Here is a 24,922-nt window from a genome sequence, read left to right on the forward strand (position 1 = left end):
AATAATATATTTAACTTAGACAATGCGACATAATATTATGTATTTAATGCTGTAATAACCCCGTAATAACAAGGCTTTTGTTGAAACAATCATTCTCTGTTATTATGTAATAATCAATAATCTAAGACTTCATTCTTTCAATAATCGTATTAACGATTGCCTATTATTGACAAATTGTCTGAAATTTTAAATGACCTAATCGTTTTCTTATTTACAATAAGATATTTCTTTCTATAATATATTACATAATAAATGGCATTTCTCCAAGAACAATACTATAGAACATTTAATCTGAAACTGCAATCGTATTGTCCCTATTGAAACGCCATTTATCAATCGTTTATTGTATTCCTTTCATTAATGCATCCACTATTTCAGGGTACTTCCAAGACAGACCTCTGCGATCCAGTATTCCGAATAGCTCTCCCTCTCCGGTAAAAGCACCATTATCCCACCAAATACAAGGAATGCCCTTTTCTGTTGCGCTCTGAACATAGTATTCTGCCCATTCTACTCGGCTTTGCATATTCTCTTTGTCCCTCGCACCAAATTCTCCGATGATAACTGGAATACCTTTACTAATAAAGCTTTCATATATGTTATTCATCAGGTTATCGATTTCCCAGGTATCGTTACTATTACTCAATGTCCATTCTGAGGTTCCATATTCATTGAGAGTAAAGTTCCAGGGTGTATATGCATGTATCGATACAATTACTTTATCATCCTCTGGTACAATAAAATTACTCCATGTAATTGGATCAGAAGATGCTGCGTATGGTGGAATCATTAAATGTCTTAATGGGTTATTTCCTCCTGAATTACGAATAGTTTCTATGAATGCTGCATTTAGCTGATTTACAACATCTCTTCCTTCTTCATTTCCCCCAGTCCACTCAACATTCGTTCCCTTCATTCGGGGTTCATTTAAATCTTCGAATATTAAGTGCTCATCGTAATTCTCAAAACGGTCTGCAATCTGCCTCCACACCTTTGTTAAAATATCCTTTGCATTATCCGCATTTTCATATGAAGGAAAATGCCAATCCTCATGGTGCATATTAATTATTACAAACATATCACTATCAATCCCATAGTTTACTATGGTTTGAACTCGGTTTAACCACGCCTCATCGATGATGTAATCCGGCGCCGGTCCTAAATGTTTCTCCCAAGTAATAGGAATTCTTAGAATATTAAATCCTGCTGCCTTAATCGTTTTTATCATTTCTTCGTTAGTTAATGGATTTCCCCAGGATAACTCTGAGTTAACCCCATTACCTCCGGTAGCATCCATAGTATTCCCTAAGTTCCACCCGATTTTCATTTCTTTTATAAGTTCCACAGATGATATATCTCGCATTTCCTGTCGTTCAATTGTCTCTTTTTTTACTGGAGATGTTTGCTCATTCTGAGAAGACTGCTGGTCTTTAACTTCTCCTTTCTCCGTTGGCGTCACAGAGATCTCCTCATTTGTAGCTGTTTCTATCTGAGTTTTTTCTTGTAGCTGATTTTCTTTACTACATGCAAATAAATAAATAGTAAAAATCAGCATTATTAAAGTTATGTAAACCCTTTTCATTATTTCGTACCCCCTATACTATGGTATATCTAATATCCATACACTATTTGATAAATATAACATTTCTTTACAGTATATCATAGGTTAATGCTTAATAAAATAATTATTGTGTGAATAGTCCTTTGCTAATATACACTTAAGATTTTAATATTAAATTACGTACAAAAAACTGCCGCAGATTCTGCGACAGTCTTTTCTATAAATAATAACGGAGAAAGAGGGATTTGAACCCTCGCGCCGGTTGCCCGACCTACACCCTTAGCAGGGGCGCCTCTTCGGCCACTTGAGTATTTCTCCAGTAACTGAACTTATATGCATTCGAAGTAGTCTTCTAATGCCCATATTCAATTGCTTGCCTACTATTTTACAAAGGCAAAACTTAGTATAGCAAATGGATTTTCGTTTGTCAACTGCTTTGCATAACTATTTCATATAAATTATTTCCATTTGAATCAATTACAACAATCACAGGAAAGTTCTCAACATAAAGTTCACGAATAGCCTCTGTTCCCAGATCGTCATAGGCAATTACTTTCGAGGATTTAATTCTTTTTGAAAGTAGCGCTCCTGCTCCGCCAACTGCTGCAAAATATACTGCTTTATTCTTTATCATGGATTCTATTACTTCTTTACTTCTCTTTCCTTTTCCTATCATACCCTTTAAACCATGATCTAAAAGAAGAGGTGTATATTTATCCATACGACTGCTGGTAGTCGGTCCTGCAGATCCAATTACTTGCCCTTCCCGTTCTGGAGTGGGTCCAAGATAATAAAGAATGGTATCCCTTAAATTTATAGGAATGTTATCACCATTCATCATAGCTTCATACATTCTCTTATGTGCTGCATCTCTTGCCGAATAGATGGTTCCGGTAATATATACATAATCACCGGCCTGTAAGTCTTCTACCTTATCCGTTGTAAGGGGGGTATTGATATATTTATCCATAAATCCTCCATCTACGATTCTATATAATAATCAGAATTCGTAATGATCTTTGTCATATGTTATAGATGTGTCACACTACAAAATCCGAGTTACATGTCGATTAACATGACAACAAATATTAATCGCTACCGGAAGTCCGGCTATGTGAGTCGGGTAGGTCTCAATATTCACTCCCAGTGTGGTTGTTTTACCCCCTAACCCTCCAGGTCCTATACCGAGCTTATTGATTTCGTCAAGAAGCTCCTCTTCCAGCTTTTTTATATGTTCTTTGTCTGAAGGAGTATCCATGCTTCTTGCCAATGCCTTCTTAGCCAGTATAGCACATTTCTCAAAGGTTCCCCCGATTCCTACTCCTACTACAATAGGAGGACAGGCATTTGGCCCGGCTAACTTTACTGTTTCAAGTACTGCCTGCTTTATTCCTTCCATACCATCTGATGGCTTCAACATATATACTCTGCTCATATTCTCGCTTCCAAAACCTTTGGGAGCCACTGTGATTTCAATATGATCTCCCGGTACTATTTCATAATGGATAATTCCCGGTGTATTGTCTTTTGTATTATCTCTAATTAACGGATCAGATACAACTGATTTTCTTAAATAGCCTTCCCTATATCCTTGGCGGATTCCTTCATTAATAGCATCCTCCAGATTCATTCCTTCAATACTTACGTTTTGACCAATTTTAATAAAAACAACTGCCATACCGGTATCCTGACAAATCGGTATAGAATCTTCTGATGCTATATCAAGATTCTCCCCTAGTTGTCCTAGTATCTGTTTACCAAGAGTGGAGGTTTCCTGCTCATATGCGCTCCGAACCCGCTTTTCTACATCAGAAGCCAACTGATAGTTGGCTTCGATGCACATTTCCTTAATATTTTTTATTATATCTTCTGTTTGAATTATTCTCATATATACCTCAGCTCTTATATAATTCCATACCTGCTTGGTAAGAATTCTTAGAAATTAATTACTTTGATTATTTATCCTCTTCTTCTTCCAGTTCTGAATCATCCTCATTGATCACATCGTCTGTGTCATCCATATAATCATCCAGTTCAGAATCCATATAGTTGGATAAATCAATCGAAGCATTCTCTTCATCCAGTTCTTTCTCTAAATTCTTGATTACTTCCTCATCTGTTGTATTATTATTGCTTTCTCTTACCTTTGCTAAGCTAGCAACCTTGATGTCGGTATCCGTATCGATAGCCATTAGCTTTACTCCTGAAGTAATACGCCCAAGTACTGAGATATCACTCACCATTATACGAATGATAATTCCTTCTGTAGTGATTAACATTACTTCGTTATCTTCACTTACTGCCTTAACACCTACTACATCACCTGTTTTTTCGGTGATCTTATAGCATTTTACTCCTTTTCCTCCTCGGCGCTGTACTGTAAATTCATCCATATCAGTACACTTGCCCATACCATTTTCAGATACGAAGAGTAAGTATTTACCCTGTGTATTTAATTGCATTCCAACTACTTCATCCTCACCGGTTAAGGTCATTCCGATTACACCCATAGAGGTTCTGCCGGTAGGACGTACATCCCTTTCATTAAAGCGAATACACATACCATTCTTCGTTATCAAGAATATATCTTTTTGAAGATTCGTTGATTTTACTTCTATCAACTCATCATCTTCCCTTAAATTAATTGCCTGTAATCCGGACTTTCTGATATTCTCATAATCACGAATCGGCGTCTTCTTAACAATTCCATTCTTGGTTGCCATGAACAGGAAGCGGTCTGATTTGTATTCTTTTAATGGAATTATTGCAGTAATTCTTTCCTCCGGCAATAGCTGCAACAGATTTACAATAGCTGTTCCTCTGGCAGTTCTGCTTGATTCTGGAATTTCATATGCTTTTAGTCGATATACCCGTCCTTTATTCGTAAAGAACATAATATAATGATGATTTGTCGTCATCAGAAGATCTTCTATGAAATCCTCCTCAATTGTCTGCATACCCTTAATTCCTTTACCTCCACGATGCTGACTCTTGAAGTTATCAATTGTCATTCTCTTGATATAACCAAGTCTAGTCATGGCGATAACTGTATTCTCATTAGGTATTAAATCTTCCATGGAAATATCAAATTCATCATATCCAATGGAAGTTCTTCTTTCATCTCCATACTTGTCACGTATAATCGTTATCTCTTCTTTTATAACGCCAAGTAATTTCTTTTCATCTGCAAGTATTGCTTTATACTCAGCAATCTTATTCATAAGTTCTGCAAATTCATTTTCCAGTTTTTCTCTTTCCAAACCGGTCAATGCACGTAGCCTCATGTCAATGATTGCTTGCGCCTGTGGATCGGATAAAGCAAATCGTTCAATCAATCTTTCCTTCGCTATATTACCATTCTGCGAGGAACGTATAATTGAAATTACTTCATCAATATTATCAAGAGCGATTAATAAGCCTTGTAAAATATGTGCTCTTTCCTCTGCTTTATTTAAGTCATACTTTGTTCTTCTGGTAACAACCTCTTTTTGATGTTGCAGATAATAATCAAGCATCTGATAAAGATTTAATACGCGAGGTTCATTATTAACCAGAGCAAGCATAATAACGCCAAAGGTATCCTGTAATTGAGTATGTTTATATAAATGATTCAATATTACATTGGCATTTACATCTCTCCGTAGCTCGATAACAATTCTCATACCGGTACGGTCAGATTCATCACGAAGCTCCGTAATACCATCTATTTTCTTTTCTTTTACTAAATCTGCTATTTTCTCTATTAATCGAGCCTTATTTACCATGTATGGCAATTCCGTAACTATAATACGATTTTTCCCATTGGCCATAGGCTCAATATTGGTAACTGCTCTTACCCTGATCTTACCTCTACCGGTACGATATGCTTCATTAATTCCAGCTGTTCCTAGGATTTCTGCTCCTGTAGGAAAGTCAGGTCCTTTAATAATCTCCAGTAATTCTTCAATATCTGTCTCTCTGTCTTCCTCAACATAATTATCTATAATTTTCAGAACACCATTAATAACCTCACGTAAATTATGAGGCGGAATATTAGTCGCCATACCAACTGCAATACCTGAGGTACCATTTACTAACAGATTCGGATATCTTGAAGGTAATACATTTGGTTCTTTTTCTGTTTCATCAAAGTTCGGAGAAAAGTCAACGGTATCTTTATTGATGTCCGATAACATTTCCATGGAAATCTTACTTAAGCGAGCCTCTGTATAACGCATAGCCGCTGCACCATCACCATCAATCGAACCAAAGTTTCCATGTCCATCAATTAAAGGATATCTGGTAGAAAAATCCTGTGCAAGTTTTACTAATGCTTCATAAATAGAGCTATCTCCATGCGGATGATATTTACCCATGGTATCACCGACAATACGCGCACATTTACGATGCGGTTTATCAGGTCCATTATTCAATTCTATCATTGCATATAAAATTCTTCTTTGTACCGGTTTTAATCCGTCCCTTACATCGGGCAAGGCACGTGCGGCGATAACAGACATGGCATAATCAATATATGATGTTTCCATGGTTTTTCTCAGATCGACATCATGCACCTTGTCGAAGATAAACTCATCCATTCCTTTTCCTCCGTTCAAACTTTTCCCTGATTTTATCTATTAAATATCCAGATTTTTAACATACTTTGCATTTGCTTCAATGAACTCTCTTCTAGGTTCTACTTTGTCACCCATTAAAGTTGTAAAGGTTAAATCAATTTCTGAAGATTCCTCTTCATCCATTGTTACACGGAGTAAAACTCTTTTCTCCGGATCCATCGTAGTATCCCAAAGCTGTTCTGCGTCCATTTCACCAAGACCCTTATACCGCTGAATCTTGTTATTACCATCTCTTCCTAACTCTGTTAATATTTGATTCAATTCCTCATCGCTATATGCATATCGAACAATTTTATTCTTTTCTACTTTGTAAAGAGGTGGTTGTGCCTTATAGACATAACCCTGCTTGATTAATTCCGGCATAAAGCGATAGAAGAAGGTAAGCAGTAATGTACTGATATGGGCACCATCTACATCGGCATCTGTCATAATAATTATCTTGTGATATCTTAATTTGGTAATATCAAAATCCTCCGATATACCAGTTCCAAACGCAGTGATCATTGCCTTTATTTCATTATTGACCAAAATCTTATCAAGTCTCGATTTTTCTACATTTAGAATCTTACCACGCAAAGGTAGTATTGCCTGAGTTGCTCTTGATCTGGCCGTCTTCGCAGATCCACCCGCAGAATCACCCTCAACAATATATATTTCACATTTTGAAGGATCCTTCTCAGAACAATCGGCAAGCTTACCTGGCAGACTCATTCCCTCTAAAGCAGTCTTTCTTCTTGTTAAATCTCTTGCTTTTCTTGCCGCATCCCTCGCTCTTTGTGCTAAAACTGCTTTTTCACATATTATTTTAGCTACATTTGGATTCTGCTCAAGAAAATAAGTCAGCTGCTCACTCACTACACTATCTACTGCCCCTCTGGCTTCACTATTACCAAGCTTTTGCTTTGTTTGTCCTTCAAACTGAGGTTCCGGTATCTTAACACTGATAATCGCTGTTAATCCTTCTCGAATATCCTCACCGGATAGATTTGCATCGGTATCCTTCAAGTATTTTTGAGCCCTTGCATAATCATTAAAGGTTTTCGTAATGGCATTCTTAAAACCTGCCAGATGGGTACCTCCTTCCGGAGTTGTTATATTATTAACAAAACTGTAGATTCCTTCTGTATAGGTATTGTTATGCTGTAATGCAACTTCAACATATACTGCGTCCCTTTGTCCCTCACAATAGATTATTTCGGGATATATGGGATCCTTATGTTTATTTAAATATTCAACGTATTCCTTAATTCCTCCGGCATAATGAAATGTTCTTTCTTTAACTTCTTCCTCTCGAAGATCACGCAGATTAATCTTTATATTCTTTGTTAAAAAAGCCATCTCCCGAAGTCTTTGCTTCAATACATCAAAATCATATACGGTTTCTTCAAATATTTCTTTATCTGGTAAAAATGTTACCTTTGTTCCTCTACAGTCGGAATCACCAATTTCCTTAAGAGGATTCATAACCTTACCACGTTCATATCTTTGAAAATATTTTTTTCCATCAACACATATTTCGACTTCCAGCCATTCCGATAAAGCATTTACGACAGATGCACCTACGCCATGGAGTCCTCCAGATACCTTATATCCTCCACCACCGAATTTTCCACCTGCATGCAATATGGTAAATACAACTTCTACTGCTGGAATGCCGGCCTTTTGATTAATACCAACGGGTATACCACGACCATTATCAATGACAGTTACAGAATTATTTGGATTAATCGTCACATCAATGGTATCACAATATCCTGCCAAAGCCTCGTCAATTGCATTATCGACAATTTCATAAACGAGGTGATGTAGCCCTTTGGAAGAAGTAGATCCAATATACATACCCGGCCTTTTTCTAACAGCCTCCAAACCTTCTAGTATTTGAATTTGATCAGCACCATATTCGTTACTCATAATCTTCCTCCCTGTTTTCGGGAGGCTTTTCCCTCCCTGCTCTGCGATAATATACTTCTGGAATCTAACTTAGTCAAACACCTAAAGCTGATTCTTCTCTGTTACATTACCCTCTTCTACATGAAATATCTTATTATATTGAAACCTATGATTAATAAACTCTTCCAATCCAGTACAGGTAATAATTGTCTGTATCTCTCCTATACTGTTTAACAAATATGTTTGTCTTTGCCTGTCCAATTCAGATAATACATCATCCAATAATAATATCGGATTATCCTTAATAATTGACTTAACCAAATCAATTTCTGCAAGCTTACAAGATAAAGCAGCTGTTCGTTGTTGACCCTGGGATCCATACTTTCGAATATCTATGGTTCCTACTAAAAAATTAAAGTCATCTCTATGAGGACCTACATTTGTCATTTTTAATGCTAAGTCACGTTCAAGTGATTTCTTTAACTTATCTTCAAATATATGAACCTCAACATTTGGTTCATACTGAAGCTTTAATTCTTCCTTACCACCCGTAAGTTTCTTATGTATATCACCAACAATAGAATTTAACTTATCAATAAAATCAAAACGGGATACAATTATCTTTTTCCCGTACTCAATTAATTTAGCATCCCATATATATAGTGTTTCCAATAAATTCCGATTAAAACCAATTTGCTTTAACAAATTGTTTCTTTGTTGAAGTACTTTATTATAATTCGACAAATTATTAAGATAGATTTTATCTAACTGGCATAGTTCCAAATCGAGGAATCTTCTTCTTTCACTTGGTCCATTCTTAATAATATAAAGATCCTCCGGCGAAAAAAACACAAGGTTTAACATACCAAACAATTCACCTTGCTTTTTTATTGGATGGCCATCTATGGCAACCCCTTTGGCTTTATTTTTTTTCAAGTGTAAATCAATTCGATGCTCTATATTATTTTTATCTAACTGTACTCTTATATGAGATTCCTCTTTTTCGAACATGATAACTTCTTTATCTTTACTTCCACGATGTGATTTCGTAGTTCCACAAAGATAAATTGCTTCCAGAATATTGGTTTTTCCCTGAGCATTTTCACCATATAATATATTAGTACCACTATGAAATTGCACATTAAGATTATTATAGTTACGATAATCTTTTAATTCTAATGATTTTACAATCATGTTTACACCAACAATTCCTTCTGCATCATATTCAATATTGATTCTTAATAAGTTTCATATATGAACAATCATATAAATCAATATAAAATTATGTTATTTTATTATCTTTATCTGTTCTCCCTTATACTCTACCATATCTCCGTCATAGAGCTTTTTACCTCTTTGTAACTCAACATTACCATTCACTTTCACGTAACCGTCAAGAATCTCATTTTTAGCATCTACTCCTGAACCAACAAGTCCAGCTGCTTTCAATGCCTGACCTAATTTAATATAGTCTTCTCTTAGTTTTATTTGATGCATACTTTCATCCTTTCCAGAATCTATGCCGTAACATTAATATTTACAGGTAATATTAAATAAATGTATGACTGATCCTGATTACGGATGAAGCAGGGAGCTTTCGCATTTATTAAATAAATATCAACTGTCTCATCATCAATTACTCTTAATGCATCCAATAAGAATTTTGGATTAAATCCAATAATGATATCTTTTCCTTCAAGTGTAATATCGATTTCTTCGTTCATGGAACCGATCGCTGTATTAATCTTTAATTCAAAATTATTATTCGATATATCTAAAATAATTGGTTTCTTATCCGTTTCACGAATCAATAACGAAGCTCTTTCAATACAGTTCTGAAGTTCTTTTTTATTTATCGTAACCTTAGTTTCGTAATCACTGGAAAGCATCTGATCGATACGGTAGTATTCCCCTTCAATTAATCTCGTTAACACAACTGTATCATCAAACTCAAATAAAGCATGCTTGTCCGTAAAGAAGATATTCACTAACGAAGATACTTCTCCCGATAATATTTTACTGATCTCATTTAATGTTTTTCCAGGTATAATAACTTTTCGATCTTCATAGGAGTCCTTCATTAATATTTTTCGAATAGAGATTCTATGACCATCCAGGGAAATAACTCTTAGTTCATTATTCTTTATCTCAAATAATTCTCCGGTCATTATTTTATTACTTTCATTATCGGAAATTGAAAATACAGTTTGTCTTATCACTTCCTTTAATGTAAATTGGGATAATACAACCGGATTATCCTTCTCAATATTAGGAAGATATGGAAACTCTTCTCCTGATCTACCCGATATAGAGAATTTAGCCTTCTCGCAAACTATTTCTGTCATATAATTATGATCAGTAGTAATGTATACATCATTTTCAGGTAATCTTCTTATAATTTCTGAAAAGATCTTAGCGTTCAATGCAACAGATCCCGTTTCATGAATGGTTCCCTTAACTAAGGTCTCAATTCCTAATTCCATATCATTTGCTATCAATTTAATAGTCTGTTCTGTTGCTTCTATAATTAGACATTCCAAAATTGGCATCGTTGATTTTACAGGTACTGCTTTCAAAACAATATTAACACCATTTAAAAGATCCGATTTTTGACATTGGATTTTCATATGTGTATAATCTCCCTTCACGATAAAAGATATAAATATATAAAAGATTCTTAGTAATAACATTAATAAGGGACGTGTATTTGTTGATATCCTTGATTTTGCCTTAAAAAGCAGGACTTGCAGCAATTAATAACAGTGTAAAAATCCTTTTCATAACATGTGGAAAAATTCAATTCATTATGGATGGAAAAACTGGTAATAAAATTATTAACAGTATATCAACAACCTATCAACCGGTTATTAACGTATAACAAACATAGTATTATAATAAATAATTTTATTATTACGCTATCCTATTCCGGATTTATCTTCTTTATTAATACATCAATAGTATTATGTAAAGATGAATCTTTCGCAATATCCTTTGATACCTTATCATATCCATGAAGTACTGTTGAGTGATCACGGTTACCAAGAATCTTTCCAATCTCTGTAACGGACAAATCAGTTAATCGACGGCAAAGATACATAGCGATCTGTCTTGGATAGGAAATATTGCGACTCTTATCCTTCGAATATATTTCACTAGGAGATATATTGTGATGTTCTGCGACTACTTCTACAATTAATTCAGGAGTAATTACTTTTTTCTCGTTTGGAGAAATGATATCTTGTAATGCCTCTTCTGCAAGGAGAACATTCAGTTCTCTCTTTTTTAATCTTGAGAAAGCAACAATCTTGGTGAGTGCTCCTTCCAATTCACGAATATTGGACTTAATATTGGTTGCGATATAGCGTAATACTTCTTCATCAATCTTATATCCGTCCAACTCTTCCTTCTTCTTAAGAATTGCCATTCTAGTTTCATAATCTGGAGATTGAATATCTGCCATTAATCCGTGCTCAAAACGAGAACGAAGTCTGTCTTCTAATGTTAGCATCTCCTTTGGAGGACGATCACTGGATATAATAATTTGCTTTTTCGATTCGTGAAGAGTGTTAAAGGTATGGAAAAACTCTTCCTGTGTACTTTCTTTTCCTATTATAAATTGAATATCATCAATTAGCAAAATATCAATACTTCTATATTTTTCACGAAATTGCATTGTAGTCTTTTTTTGAATTGCTTCAATTAATTCATTCGTAAATTTTTCACTGGTAACATAAAGTACCTTGGTATCCGGATTCTGATTCAACACAAAATGAGCAATAGAATGCATTAAGTGTGTCTTCCCGAGACCAACTCCGCCATAAATAAAAAGAGGGTTATAAATTTCACCCGGGTTTTCTGCAACAGCTAATGCAGCAGCTCTAGCAAATTCATTATTTCCTCCGACTACAAATGTATCAAACGTATATCTGGCATTTAGAAAAGTTTGATCATTCGGTTTCTTTTTCGAAGTAACGGGTTCAGCCATCTTCTCCACTGAATCTATCTGACTTTGAAGAACAAACTTAATCTCATAAGGTTCATTCATGACTTCTTCTATAGAAACTTTTAGTAAAAGCTCATATTTATTACGGATGACATTGAGACTCGGAGGTCCAATACGCTCGTCGTTAATCAGAATTGTAATTACATGATCAACCACATCATATATTTTCAACGGACGAAGCCATGTATTATATGATACATCTGTAATTCCATATTCAGTTATCAGATATTTTAATATCTCGTCCCATTTTGATTCAATTAAATTTTTCATTGTAGCCTCCATTAATACTCACATAGATATATATTATAACAAAATTATTAAATTTTCAATGGTTATTATGCCATTCTTTATTTTCATAGAATGCAATAACATAGTTTTGATGAGCCTTGAAGACGTCGAAAATAAAAAAGAAAAAGTTTTATATTTAAGCAATGTTAGTTTTGTGATTATTCATGATGTGAATAATGTTAATAAAGATCTATTAATAAAATTTTACAATATATACATGTGTAATTAGTGAATAAATTTTTAACATTAATAACATTAATAAAAATGTTTGTAAAATCGAAGAATCAAAGAAAAGATATAATATAAAAAAACAAGATATCCACATAAAAATAATTCTTATCCACATACAGAAAATCAAAGCATATATATAAGGAAGAGATTCAACCTATACTCGAATGTGGAGATTCTGTTGATATCATATTAATACTCATTTATATAGATAATTGATTTACTAAATAAGTCTAATAAATATACAGAAATAAGAAGAGAAAATAATCAGATATAGAAATATAAAATCCTCGGTACTTGGGCTCTGTACTATAGAGCCTTATGTACCGTTACTAGGAGCAACTTAGCGAAAGAGGCTCCGCGGAGGATATATTTTCTTATCTCATCTTTTCTTTCCTTCGAAAGTATCAAATATATAGAGTTATAAAGAGGTAAAAGCAAAATATTTACTTGACTAAGATGAGCTTAACGTCTATAATAGACGTGATATTCCAATAAGCAAACAAGGTGAATTGTAATACAATTTCTTGTTATGAAAATTGATAATAATCTCGCTTACCATAAAATACGGTGCAGCTAAAGGAGGTGCAGAATAATGAAAATGACATTTCAACCGAAAAAAAAATCACACTCTAGAGTACACGGGTTTAGAGCTAGAATGAGTACAGCAGGAGGCAGAAAAGTATTATCTGCCAGAAGAGCAAAAGGAAGAAAGAAGTTATCTGCATAGGTCGCAATTATGTGACCTTTTCTTCTATTGCTGATAATGTAAACTAGAAAGAATACTTCATATAACATAAAAATCTGACGTAATGTCAGGTTTTTATATATATATGAAAGGTTAATTAGATGAATAATACAGAATCGTTAAAGAAAAACGAAGAGTTTGTTGAAGTATATCGTAATGGTAAGTCGTTAGCGAATAAATATTTGGTAATGTACGTTAAGAAGAATAATATGGAAAAGAACCGTATTGGAATATCGGTAAGTAAAAAGGTTGGAAATAGTGTTGTCAGACATAGGATAACCAGATTAATCAGAGAAAGCTATCGATTATCGGAAGATAGCTTTGAATTAGGATTTGACATTATTGTTGTGGCCAGAGTAGGAGCCAAAGAGAAAAGCTACAGTGAGATAGAAAGTGCATTATTACACCTGATGAAGCTTCATAAAATTAGAAAATAAACGGATTAATATCTGAACAAATAGAGAGATTTATAATTGTAGGGGTATAGAAGTGATAATTAGAAGAATATTAGTTATATTGATTAAAGGATATCGAAAATATATTTCACCTCTGAAGAGAACATCTACCTGTATCTATACACCTACCTGCTCTTTATATGCAATTGAAGCGTTGGAAAAGTATGGAGCTTTAAAAGGGACATATTTAGCTGTGAGAAGAGTTTTAAGATGTCATCCCTTTCATGAAGGAGGGTATGATCCGGTACCGTAAGAAAGGCCGAATCCTTTTATTGTATGATTATGTCGTAGGACAGGAGCTCTAAGGAGGAAAAATAATTGTTGATTACAATTTTGACTAAAAATGGTGGACTAATATTGGGTCCGATAGCAAGCCTTTTGGGCTTGATTATGAATGCAATCTATGAATTTTTTCATTTTTTCGGTATTCAGAATATTGCTTTAACAATATTTGTATTTACCTTTATTACAAAAACATTAATGCTTCCATTAACAATTAAACAACAGAAATTTACGAAACTTTCATCTAGAATGAACCCTGAAATTCAGAAAATTCAGGCAAAATATAAAGGAAAAAAAGATGAAGCATCTTTAAGAAAACAACAGGAAGAGACACAAGCAGTATATCGTAAATATGGTGCCAGCCCTACAGCAGGCTGTTTACCTCTTTTAATTTCTTTACCAATTATGTTTGCATTATTCCAGGTTATTAATAATATACCGGCATATGTTAATCAGGTAAAGGATTTATATGAATCAGTTGCTTTACAGGTTGCATCTGTACCACAATATAAAGATACCCTGACAACATTAGCGGAAGGAGTATCTAGATATCGGCTTACAGAATTTCCAGATACAAATTCTATAATTGATTTGCTTTCAAAATTTAGTAGTGATAAATGGGAGGCATTTCGTACCAGTTTTCCTACCATTTTGAATAATGTAGTAAATAATGGTAGTGATGGAGCTACGATTGCAGCTCAAATTGATAGTATTCAGAATGTGAATACCTTCTTTGGATTAAACATTACGAATAATCCTGGTTGGAAATTCCCTGGTATTCTTATACCGATTCTTGCTATGGGATTACAGTTTATTCAAGGAAAGCAAATGCAGATAAAGAATACTAGCAATGATAATAATAGCGCTGCAGCAATGACAAATTCTATGAATGTTGTAATGCCTATTATGTCAGGTGTATTCTGTGTTACCTTACCAACTGGTGTAGGCTTATACTGGATTGCAACCAGCATATTTGCTATTATACAGCAGCTCTTTGTAAACAAATATCTTGATCGTGTGAATGTAGATGATTTAATTGAGAAAAATATAGAGAAGGCCAGTAAAAAAGTTTCTCCTAACAAAGGAAACGGAACATCATTGCAGGAATTAGCTCGAAAGCAAACGAAGAATATTGAAAGTAAAGTTGTTGCTGAGAATGATTATGTTGAGGCTTCTGAGGATAATAGTAATGATGAAGATACATCTTCCGCTCCCAAAAGTATATCAGATATAGCAAATCTATTAAAAAACAGAAATGTAGATAAGGGGGATAAATAACTATGGATTGGAAAGAAATTTCAGCGAAAACAGTGGATGAAGCCTTAACCAATGCAATGTTGGAATTAGGGACAACAATCGATAATATAGAATATGAGATAATTGAAAAAGAATCCAGCGGTTTTTTAGGAATCTTCGGTAAGCCCGCCAAAATCAAAGTACGTTTAAAAATGAGCTTGGAAAATACAGCAAAGAAATTTTTACAGGATGTATTCCAGGCAATGAATATTCAAGCAGAGATTCAGGTTTTATATGACCAGGAAAATGCCACATTAGAAATTAATGTTGACGGCGAAGAAATGGGTGTATTAATAGGAAAAAGAGGACAAACCCTTGATTCACTTCAGTATTTAATCAGTCTGGTTATAAATAAAAACAGTGAAAACTATGTAAAGGTTAAATTAGATACTGAGAATTATCGCGAACGAAGAAAAGAAACACTTGAGAATCTTGCTAAGAATATTGCATTCAAAGTTAAGAGAACAAGAAAGCCTATTTCCTTAGAACCTATGAATCCATACGAGAGAAGAATTATTCATTCTGCATTACAAAATGATAAGTATGTAGAGACTTATTCGGAAGGTGAAGAGCCTTATCGTAAAGTGGTCGTTAATATAAAAAAAGGAATGAGAGATTTAAAGTATTCCAATAATAAGTCTACTGGTGGATATCGTAAGGATTATAATAAAGACGGTAACAGAGGTTATAACAAACCTTACAATATCAGTAAAAGTGGTTATAACAAGAATTATAGTACCGATTATATAAAGGATTATGAGAAATATAAGGAAAGTAAGGAAAAGAAAGAACAGGTTGAAACAGTATAGCATTCAATATGTATGTTGAAGTAGGGGGTGTCTTAAAAGTATAGCATACTTTAAGGCACCTTTTTATGAGTTTAGATAAGGAGATATGGCATGAGTAATGATACAATCGCAGCTATCGCAACAGGATTAAGTAATGCAGGAATTAGTATTATTCGAATTAGTGGTGATAATTCATTATCGATCATAGACCGTATTTATCGATCAAAGTCAGCAAATAAATTATTGTCTAAAGAAAAGAGTCATACCATTCATTATGGATATATCGTAGATAATGAAGAGATCGTTGATGAAGTAATGGTAAGCATTATGAGAGCACCGAAAACTTATACTAGAGAAGATACGATCGAGATTAATTGTCACGGAGGTATCGTAGTTACTAGAAAAGTATTTGAGACAGTTCTTAAATATGGTGCCAGAATTGCTGAGCCGGGTGAGTTTACAAAGAGAGCTTTTTTAAATGGAAGAATAGATTTGTCTCAGGCAGAAGCCGTTTGTGATATAATACATGCAAAGAATGAGTTATCACTTAAGAACTCACTACATCAGTTAAAAGGAAGAATCCATCATATCATTACAGACCTTAGAAATCGAATTCTAAGAGATATTGCCTTTATTGAAGCTGCACTGGATGACCCTGAGCATATCAGTTTAGATGGATTTCAGGATGAATTAGCAAATCATATCAAACAAGAATGTGATGAGATTAATCAACTTATTAAAGAATCTAAAAACGGAAAGATAATAAAAGAAGGGATAAAAACCGCTATAATAGGTAAACCCAATGCCGGAAAGTCCAGCCTTCTTAATTCGTTAGTAGGAGAAGAAAGAGCAATCGTAACTGATATAGCAGGAACTACCAGAGATACTTTAGAGGAAATCATCAATTTTAATGGAATTATGCTGAATGTGATAGATACTGCAGGAATTCGTGACACAGTGGATGTAATAGAAAAAATGGGTGTAGAGAAAGCATTACGAATTGCAGATGAAGCGGACCTGATTATTTATGTTCTGGATTCTTCTACAGAGCTAGATGATAATGATGAAAACATATTAAAGTTAATCGAAAATAAAAAAGCACTATTAGTCCTAAACAAGACAGATCTTGATACAAAAATCTCTACTATGGATATTGAGAAGAAAACAAATCATCCGATAATAAGTATGTCTGTGAAAGAAAATCTAGGTTTTGATCAGCTAGAGAATATGATTCGAAAAATGTTTTTTGAAGGGGAAATCACGTTCAATGAAGATATTTATATCACAAATGACAGGCATAGAGAGGCATTTCAACAGGCCCTGGATAGTTTGCAGATGGTATTAAAAAGCATAGAGGCAGATATGCCTGAGGATTTTTATTCCATAGATTTAATGAATGCATATGAGGTATTAGGGCGTATAATTGGAGAAAATGTAGAGGAAGATTTAGTTAATATGATATTTAAAGAATTTTGTATGGGAAAATAGTGTTATATGATATTATAATATTATAAAGTACGATTTTTAGTGCTGATTTGACAAATTGACTTAAGTCAAAGTTGTTTTATTAGAAAGGGAATGGATTGAATATGTCATATGTATATGAGAGCTATGACGTTGTAGTAGTAGGGGCTGGACATGCTGGCTGCGAAGCAGCATTAGCATGTGCTAGATTGCAATTAAATACATTATTATTTACTATCAATATGGAAAGTATTGCGATGATGCCATGCAATCCTAATATTGGAGGAACATCAAAAGGACATTTAGTTAGAGAGATTGATGCCTTAGGTGGAGAAATGGGTAAGAATATTGATAGAACCTATATCCAATCGAAAATGCTGAATGTTTCAAAAGGTCCTGCTGTTCATTCGCTTCGCGCCCAGGCTGATAAACAGGAATATTCCAATTCTATGAGAAAGGTATTGGAGAATACTCCGAATTTGACATTAAAACAAGGTGAGGTAACTGAGGTTTTAGCAAAAGAGAATAAAATAACAGGTGTGAAAACATATTCCGGTGCCATATATCCATGTAAAGCAGTTATTTTATGTACTGGTACTTATTTAAATGCACGATGTATCTATGGGGAAGTAGTAAATAACACGGGTCCAAATGGGTTAAAGTCGGCTACTCATTTAACAGATTCTTTAAAAGCATTAGGTATCGAAATGTATCGTTTTAAGACAGGTACACCAGCAAGAATCGATCGTCGTTCAATTGACTTCTCAAAAATGGAAGAGCAGTTTGGAGATGAAACGGTAGTTCCATTCTCATTTACGACAGATCCGGAAGATTTAAAGAAAGAGCAGGTATCCTGTTGGTTGACCTATACGAATGGCAAAACTCATGAGATTATTAAAGCGAATATAGATAGATCTCCACTTTATAGTGGAGAAATAAAAGGTACTGGTCCAAGGTATTGTCCATCCATTGAAGACAAGGTGATGAAATTTGCAGATAAGGACAGGCATCAGGTGTTTATTGAGCCGGAAGGAAATTATACAAATGAAATGTATATTGCAGGCATGTCAAGCTCCTTACCAGAAGATGTACAATATCAAATGTATCGTTCCGTACCTGGACTGGAAAATGCGAACATTGTCAGAAATGCATATGCCATTGAGTATGATTGTATCAATCCACTACAACTAAAACTTTCGTTGGAGTTTAAGAATATAGAAGGACTGTTCAGCGGAGGACAATTTAATGGTAGCTCCGGTTATGAAGAGGCTGCTGCACAGGGCTTAATAGCTGGTATTAATGCTGCAAGAAAATTACAGGGAAAAGAACCATTAATATTAGATCGATCTGAGGCATATATTGGTGTACTAATAGATGATCTGGTAACAAAAGAAACGCATGAACCATATCGAATGATGACTTCAAGAGCTGAGTATCGTCTTTTATTAAGACAGGATAACGCAGATATAAGACTTACAAAGAAGGGATATGAGGTAGGCTTAATCAGTGAAGAGCGATATCAAAAGCTTGTCAAGAAAATAGAGGATATTAATAATGAAATATTACGATTAGAAAGAACCAACATAGGAGCAAATAAAGAAGTACAGGAATTACTTCAAAAGCTTGGAAGTTCAGAATTAAGTACAGCGGTTACTCTGGCAGAGCTTATTCGTCGTCCGGAATTGAATTATGAGCTACTTGAACCAATTGATAAAAACAGAGTTAAGTTACCAGGAGATGTTATAGAACAGGTTAATATTAATATAAAATATGACGGGTATATTAAGCGTCAGTTGAGTCAGGTAGAGAAATTCCGAAAGTTAGAAAACAGACGTATTCCTGATAATTTGGATTATATGAAGGTGCCAAGCCTTAGAATTGAAGCTAGGCAAAAGCTGATTAAGTACAGACCTATTTCAATTGGACAAGCTTCCAGAATATCCGGTGTGTCTCCTGCAGATATATCTGTTTTATTGGTTTATTTATCCCAATATAAAAATTCATAAATAAAGAAATGAGGATAATATGAATTGCAATCATTATTCCGAAATGAACATATTTGAGGAAGGATTAAATAACTTAGGTATTACATTAACCGACCGGCAGAAGCAACAGTTTATTGATTACTATGAGTTACTCATAGAATGGAATAACGTAATGAATCTGACAGCAATTACTGATTTGAAAGAGGTAATAGTAAAGCATTTTATTGATAGTCTGTCACTGGTTAAGGTATATGAACCTTTATCTCAGAAAGTATTAGATATGGGTACAGGTGCCGGATTTCCTGGAATTCCTCTTAAAATAGCATTTCCTGAGTTGGATATGATATTAGTAGATTCTCTAAAGAAAAGAATTACTTTTTTAAATGAAGTTATTAACAAGCTAAGTTTGAAGAATATCATAACAATTCATGGCAGGGCAGAGGATTTGGGACATGATATACTATATCGTGAAAAATTCGATTTATGTGTATCCAGAGCAGTAGCAAAGCTATCTTCCTTATCAGAGTATTGTTTACCTTTTGTTAAGAGGAATGGTTACTTTATTTCTTATAAATCGGATAAAATTGAGGAAGAGTTATTGCAATCCAAGAGGGCTTTCGAAATATTAGGTGCTGAAGTAGAGAGTGTAGCTGAATTTGAGTTACCTGGGTCTGACATGAGAAGAACGATGATATTAATACACAAAAATAAAGTTACTCCTCATAAGTATCCGAGAAGTGCAGGTAAACCGACGAAGGAACCATTATAGAGAAGAAACGGAGTAGAGAAAATGATTCAAGGAAAGCTGTTATCATACGGTGATGATTTGACGGATTCTAATCGAATTCGAAAACAAGTATTAGTAGATGAATTAGGTATGATTTCAATAGATCAAGTCTATGAGAATAATAATGAATCAATCCATGTTATAGTATACGAAGAGGGTAATAGTAGCATTGCAGTAGCAGCAGGAAGAATACGATATGATGGAGAGAAATGTATTATTGATCAAATTGCAGTTATTAAGGACTATAGAGGTAAAAAGTATGGTGATTTTACGGTACGAATGTTAATGAATAAAGCGTTTACATCCGGAATATCAGAAGTAAGATTATATGCTCCAGAGAATGTAAGTGAATTTTTTAAAAAGATTGGTTTTGATTTTGTTAAAAACTACGATATTTTATCTAATTATGAATACGAAAATATGCATATATTGCAGAATAATGTAATTATTTCATGCCATTTTGCAAAAAAAATGAAATAATTTAGAATAATATGCATAAAATACTTTAAAAATAACAAATTTTGTATTATTATAGTAGTAGTAGTTTTAGAATAAAGCAGAATATTTGTTGCCTCAATATAAGAAAGGACGTAGTTATATGCGTGACAACAATATGAATAGTGAGAAAGATCAAGTTAGCGAAATTCAAACATCTACTGAATTACTTAAAGAATTAGTAATTGAATATGGAGAGCAATTATTTGGTCTTGAGTATACTTTGAAAGAAAAGTGTAATAGTATAAAAATAAAAGAGCAAGAACTACAAGAGTTAGAACGTACGAATGACTATAATATTGATCTCTTCTCTCCTATTAATAATGTTACCAGTAATGTAAGCATAGTCCAAGAAGGCATTAAAAATATTCAAAATGAAATCTCTGAAATAAATAAGAAGATTGAGTTCCTTACAAACAGGATTGAAGGACTAAGAGAAACTATAAAGCTAATAAATTCTTTCAATCAACAGCAGAATAATGAGTCTAAGTCGAGATTGGATTATAAGATAGAAGAGATTGGTCTCAATATATTAGAGGCTCAAGAATTTGAGAGACAAAGAATTGCGAGAGACCTTCATGATACTACTGTACAGAATTTGACCGGTATGGTTCATAAAGCAGAATTATGTGTTAAATTAATTGACATTGATACCATAAGAGCAAAATTAGAATTACTAACGATGTCAAGTACCTTAAAATCTACTATCAGTGATATGAGAGGAATAATATATAATTTAAAACCAATGTCACTTGACGATCTTGGCTTAACTATTACAGTGGAAAGATATGCTCAATCATTAATGGAACAGAGTAATATTAAGATAAACATACATTCCAATGAAGAAAAATACGATATTCATCCGGTGATAAAACTTACTTTATTTAGAGTAATTCAAGAAGCCTGCTCTAATGTAAAAAAGCATGCAAAAGCATCTCATATAAATATAGATATAGAATATCAAGAAAATCATATCTTAATTAAAATTGTAGATGATGGCATTGGATTTAACATGAATAAATTAGCATCAAATAGTATTATACAATGTTCCAAATTTGGTTTAACTTTTATGAAAGAAAGAATAGCACTTTTATCAGGGAATATTGAAATTCTATCTGAAGAAGAAAAAGGAACAAATATTACTATTAATGTACCATTAAAAGCACTTGGAGGGGAAAAGGATGAGTAAACCTATTAATGTAATGATTGCAGATGATCATTCAATGGTCAGAGAAGGTATTAAACAGTTATTGGAATTAGACGGTGATATTTTAGTTTGTGAAGAAGCAAGTAGTGGTAGACAATGTATTGAACTACTTGATGAAAATAAAATTGATGTTCTACTACTTGATATTAATATGCCAGAATTGAATGGATTGCAGGTTCTACAGAACATAAGAGAATCCAAGAGAAAAATAAAGGTTCTAATACTAACAATTCATAATGAAGTAGAGTATTTAATAAGAGCTGTTGAAATTGGTGTAGATGGATATGTATTAAAAGATTCGAGTTCCGCTGTATTGAAAAAAGCAATCGAGGCAGTCTACAGGGGTGAAACTTTTATTCAACCAGAATTAGCACCAATTATGAAAATGAAGCTGGACGAAAAAAATAATAGTTCAGAATTAGACAATTCTCTGACAAAAAGGGAAGTAGAGGTTCTTAAGTTATTGGCGGAAGGATTGTTTAATAAAGAGATTGCCTATACATTAGCTATAAGTGAAAAAACAGTGAAAAACCATGTATCAAATATTTTTAAGAAAATAAGTGTTTCAGATAGAACACAGGCAGCGGTCTATGCAATAAAGAACAACTTAGTAGAATTATATTAGGAATTTCTATGAATATTGATAAGTACTCAGAAGAAACATCTCCTTTATTTTAATAATTATGTCAGAATACTTATTCTATTAAAAGAGTCGTTCGTACATTAATGAAATAAACTTAATACATTAATAAAAAATGAAATGTTTCACGTGAAACATTTCATTTTTTATAGTTATTACTTAAATAAATAGAAATAGCAAATCATCAACTGCCATTTAAGTATATGAATGTCTATATCATCAATAAGTAAGATTAATTTATACTAAATAAGAATATAGAGTAGAAAATAAATATAATTTCATGAAATACAACTAGATATAACAAATAAATAATGATATAATTAGTTTTATGTAAGCTTAGAAAATGTATGATGAGCTGAGATGAAATAATTACAAATATGGAAGGGGGAGAAATATGGCAAGAGTTATCGCAATTGCAAATCAAAAAGGCGGTGTAGGTAAAACAACTACGGCGATTAATTTGTCAGCATGTTTAGCTGAAAGAAATCGCAAGGTTTTAGCAATTGATATAGATCCGCAAGGAAATACTTCAAGTGGACTTGGTATTGACAAGAATAAGTTAAAGAATTCAGTATATCAAATGATAATTGGAGAGTGTACCTTAGAAGAGTGTCTGGTTCATACTGCAATAAAAAACTTAGATGTTCTACCTTCCAATGTAAATTTAGCAGGAGCCGAAATTGAACTCATAGGTATAGAAGGTAGAGAGTACATATTAAAAAAGGAAGTAGATAAAATAAGAGATGATTATGATTTTATTCTTATTGACTGTCCCCCATCCTTAAATACACTCACAGTAAATGCAATGACTACTGCGGATACAGTTTTAGTGCCTATTCAATGCGAGTTTTATGCTTTAGAAGGTTTAACTCAGTTAATACATACTATAAACCTTGTAAAGCAGAGATTGAATCCGAGGCTTGAAATGGAGGGAGTAGTATTTACTATGTTTGATGCCAGAACTAACCTTTCACTTCAAGTAGTAGAAAATGTGAAATCAAATCTAAAGCAGAACATATATAAGACTATCATTCCAAGAAATGTTCGTTTAGCCGAGGCACCTAGCCATGGATTACCAATTAATTTGTATGATCCTAAGTCAGCTGGTGCTGAGGGATATCGACAGTTAGCAATTGAAGTAATTGAAAAAGATGATGCAGAGATGTATGAGAAAAATGATATAAGTGAAATTAAATATAGAAATAAGAAAAAACATTAATAATCTACTTTCTGGTGTTATAAAGTAAGTTGAGAGAGAAAGAAATACGTATAAGGAGAGAAATTTATGGCGGTAAAAAAGGGATTAGGTAAAGGTCTTGATGTTATGATTCCAGAAGTAATTATAGAGAACACAGATAAGAGTGATGAAAATGTTTCACGTGAAACATTAATTCATATTAGTGATATAGAACCAAATAAGTCACAACCAAGAAAGAAATTTGACGAAGACGCTTTACAAGAACTTGCAGATTCAATAAAGCAATATGGGGTTATACAGCCCTTAATTCTACAAAAAAGGGAAAAGTATTATGAAATCATTGCAGGTGAAAGAAGATGGAGAGCTGCAAGATTAGCAGGATTAAAAGAAGTACCAGCAATTATTAAAGATTATTCTCCACAAGAGATTGTTGAAATAGCTTTAATCGAAAACATACAAAGAGAGGATCTAAATCCAATAGAAGAAGCTCAGACGTACCATAGACTGATAGAAGAGTTTCATTTAAAGCAGGATGAGGTAGCAGAAAGAGTTTCAAAGAGTAGGACTGCAATTACAAACTCTATGAGATTATTAAAGCTGGATGATCGTATTCAGCAGATGTTAATTGACGATATGATATCCAGTGGGCATGCAAGAGCATTATTATCCATAGAAAATAAAGATGTGCAATATCATACAGCATGTAAAATCTTTGACGAGAAGCTGAGTGTAAGAGAGACAGAAAAATTGGTAAAACAGATTCTGAAAGAAAAGCCAATAAAGGAGGCTTCCGCTACTATAGAAGATGAGTTTATATACCGAGATATTGAAGAGAGAATTCGTAATATAATTGGTACAAAAGTATCCATACATAAAAAGAAGAAGAATAAAGGAACGATAGAAATAGAGTACTATTCTAATGAAGAGCTTGAACGAATAATCGATATGTTTGAAGCCATGAAATAAAACGAAAGAAATATTATTAAGTATA

At 33.5% G+C, this 24,922-nt stretch carries 22 protein-coding genes and 1 tRNA gene; 13 read left to right on the forward strand and 10 right to left on the reverse strand.

The genetic code is table 11. The features are described from left to right. Positions 1 to 340 precede the first annotated feature (340 nt). The 10 genes from H0486_RS17940 to dnaA all read right to left on the reverse strand — a co-directional run bounded on the left by H0486_RS17940 (position 341) and on the right by dnaA (position 12,340). Positions 341 to 1,582, reverse strand: coding sequence for a glycoside hydrolase family 5 protein (locus H0486_RS17940; RefSeq protein ID WP_228354289.1), 1,242 nt, complete (start codon positions 1,580 to 1,582; stop codon positions 341 to 343). A 209-nt stretch (positions 1,583 to 1,791) separates the two neighbouring features. Next, positions 1,792 to 1,879: transfer RNA gene (locus tag H0486_RS17945), tRNA-Ser, on the reverse strand. Positions 1,880 to 1,988: 109 nt separating this feature from the next. Beyond that, positions 1,989 to 2,531 (reverse strand): Fe-S-containing hydro-lyase, encoded by a 543-nt coding sequence (locus H0486_RS17950; protein ID WP_228354290.1) that lies wholly within the window; start codon positions 2,529 to 2,531, stop codon positions 1,989 to 1,991. Positions 2,532 to 2,606: 75 nt separating this feature from the next. Next, positions 2,607 to 3,449, reverse strand: coding sequence for a fumarate hydratase (locus tag H0486_RS17955; RefSeq protein ID WP_228354291.1), 843 nt, complete (start codon positions 3,447 to 3,449; stop codon positions 2,607 to 2,609). A gap of 67 nt (positions 3,450 to 3,516) precedes the next feature. Next, positions 3,517 to 6,138 carry a DNA gyrase subunit A gene (gene gyrA / locus H0486_RS17960; protein WP_228354292.1) on the reverse strand — a complete coding sequence of 874 codons (2,622 nt, stop codon included), beginning with the start codon at positions 6,136 to 6,138 and terminating at the stop codon, positions 3,517 to 3,519. A 39-nt stretch (positions 6,139 to 6,177) separates the two neighbouring features. Further along, positions 6,178 to 8,088, reverse strand: a complete 1,911-nt coding sequence (gyrB, locus tag H0486_RS17965) for a DNA topoisomerase (ATP-hydrolyzing) subunit B (protein WP_228354293.1) — start codon at positions 8,086 to 8,088, stop codon at positions 6,178 to 6,180. Positions 8,089 to 8,169: 81 nt separating this feature from the next. Then, complete coding sequence (gene recF, locus H0486_RS17970) at positions 8,170 to 9,261, reverse strand: DNA replication/repair protein RecF (protein ID WP_228354294.1); 1,092 nt, start codon at positions 9,259 to 9,261, stop codon at positions 8,170 to 8,172. Positions 9,262 to 9,354: 93 nt separating this feature from the next. Next, positions 9,355 to 9,564, reverse strand: coding sequence for an RNA-binding S4 domain-containing protein (locus tag H0486_RS17975; protein WP_228354295.1), 210 nt, complete (start codon positions 9,562 to 9,564; stop codon positions 9,355 to 9,357). Between the two features lie 20 nt (positions 9,565 to 9,584). After that, positions 9,585 to 10,694 (reverse strand): DNA polymerase III subunit beta, encoded by a 1,110-nt coding sequence (gene dnaN, locus H0486_RS17980; RefSeq protein ID WP_228354296.1) that lies wholly within the window; start codon positions 10,692 to 10,694, stop codon positions 9,585 to 9,587. Positions 10,695 to 10,987: 293 nt separating this feature from the next. Continuing rightward, positions 10,988 to 12,340: a chromosomal replication initiator protein DnaA gene (gene dnaA / locus H0486_RS17985; protein ID WP_228354297.1), complete on the reverse strand. Its 1,353-nt coding sequence runs from the start codon at positions 12,338 to 12,340 to the stop codon at positions 10,988 to 10,990. An 841-nt stretch (positions 12,341 to 13,181) separates the two neighbouring features. On the opposite strand from dnaA, the gene rpmH reads away from it, so the two are divergent. The 13 genes from rpmH to H0486_RS18050 all read left to right on the forward strand — a co-directional run bounded on the left by rpmH (position 13,182) and on the right by H0486_RS18050 (position 24,897). After that, positions 13,182 to 13,316, forward strand: a complete 135-nt coding sequence (gene rpmH, locus H0486_RS17990) for a 50S ribosomal protein L34 (protein WP_228354298.1) — start codon at positions 13,182 to 13,184, stop codon at positions 13,314 to 13,316. Positions 13,317 to 13,435: 119 nt separating this feature from the next. After that, a complete protein-coding gene (rnpA, locus tag H0486_RS17995) occupies positions 13,436 to 13,771 on the forward strand; it encodes a ribonuclease P protein component (RefSeq protein ID WP_228354299.1) in 336 nt (111 codons plus the stop codon). Positions 13,772 to 13,826: 55 nt separating this feature from the next. Next, positions 13,827 to 14,042 (forward strand): membrane protein insertion efficiency factor YidD, encoded by a 216-nt coding sequence (yidD, locus tag H0486_RS18000; protein ID WP_330594604.1) that lies wholly within the window; start codon positions 13,827 to 13,829, stop codon positions 14,040 to 14,042. A 65-nt stretch (positions 14,043 to 14,107) separates the two neighbouring features. After that, positions 14,108 to 15,349 carry a YidC/Oxa1 family membrane protein insertase gene (locus H0486_RS18005; RefSeq protein ID WP_228354300.1) on the forward strand — a complete coding sequence of 414 codons (1,242 nt, stop codon included), beginning with the start codon at positions 14,108 to 14,110 and terminating at the stop codon, positions 15,347 to 15,349. Between the two features lie 2 nt (positions 15,350 to 15,351). Continuing rightward, positions 15,352 to 16,176: an RNA-binding cell elongation regulator Jag/EloR gene (gene jag, locus H0486_RS18010; protein ID WP_228354301.1), complete on the forward strand. Its 825-nt coding sequence runs from the start codon at positions 15,352 to 15,354 to the stop codon at positions 16,174 to 16,176. A 90-nt stretch (positions 16,177 to 16,266) separates the two neighbouring features. After that, complete coding sequence (mnmE, locus tag H0486_RS18015; protein ID WP_228354302.1) at positions 16,267 to 17,643, forward strand: tRNA uridine-5-carboxymethylaminomethyl(34) synthesis GTPase MnmE; 1,377 nt, start codon at positions 16,267 to 16,269, stop codon at positions 17,641 to 17,643. Between the two features lie 101 nt (positions 17,644 to 17,744). After that, positions 17,745 to 19,625 (forward strand): tRNA uridine-5-carboxymethylaminomethyl(34) synthesis enzyme MnmG, encoded by a 1,881-nt coding sequence (gene mnmG, locus H0486_RS18020; RefSeq protein ID WP_228354303.1) that lies wholly within the window; start codon positions 17,745 to 17,747, stop codon positions 19,623 to 19,625. Positions 19,626 to 19,644: 19 nt separating this feature from the next. Beyond that, positions 19,645 to 20,373 carry a 16S rRNA (guanine(527)-N(7))-methyltransferase RsmG gene (rsmG, locus tag H0486_RS18025; protein ID WP_228354304.1) on the forward strand — a complete coding sequence of 243 codons (729 nt, stop codon included), beginning with the start codon at positions 19,645 to 19,647 and terminating at the stop codon, positions 20,371 to 20,373. Positions 20,374 to 20,394: 21 nt separating this feature from the next. Next, positions 20,395 to 20,871, forward strand: a complete 477-nt coding sequence (locus H0486_RS18030; protein ID WP_228354305.1) for a GNAT family N-acetyltransferase — start codon at positions 20,395 to 20,397, stop codon at positions 20,869 to 20,871. 118 nt (positions 20,872 to 20,989) lie between these two features. Beyond that, positions 20,990 to 22,075, forward strand: a complete 1,086-nt coding sequence (locus tag H0486_RS18035) for a sensor histidine kinase (protein WP_228354306.1) — start codon at positions 20,990 to 20,992, stop codon at positions 22,073 to 22,075. Further along, a complete protein-coding gene (locus H0486_RS18040) occupies positions 22,068 to 22,718 on the forward strand; it encodes a response regulator (protein WP_228354307.1) in 651 nt (216 codons plus the stop codon). The genes H0486_RS18035 and H0486_RS18040 overlap by 8 nt, the downstream gene beginning before the upstream one ends. A 409-nt stretch (positions 22,719 to 23,127) precedes the next feature. After that, positions 23,128 to 23,952 (forward strand): ParA family protein, encoded by an 825-nt coding sequence (locus H0486_RS18045; protein WP_228354308.1) that lies wholly within the window; start codon positions 23,128 to 23,130, stop codon positions 23,950 to 23,952. Positions 23,953 to 24,018: 66 nt separating this feature from the next. After that, on the forward strand, positions 24,019 to 24,897 hold the full coding sequence (locus tag H0486_RS18050) for a ParB/RepB/Spo0J family partition protein (protein ID WP_228354309.1): 879 nt from the start codon (positions 24,019 to 24,021) through the stop codon (positions 24,895 to 24,897). Positions 24,898 to 24,922: the final 25 nt, after the last annotated feature.

This window comes from Variimorphobacter saccharofermentans (assembly GCF_014174405.1).
Lineage (GTDB): Bacteria > Bacillota > Clostridia > Lachnospirales > Lachnospiraceae > Mobilitalea > Mobilitalea saccharofermentans.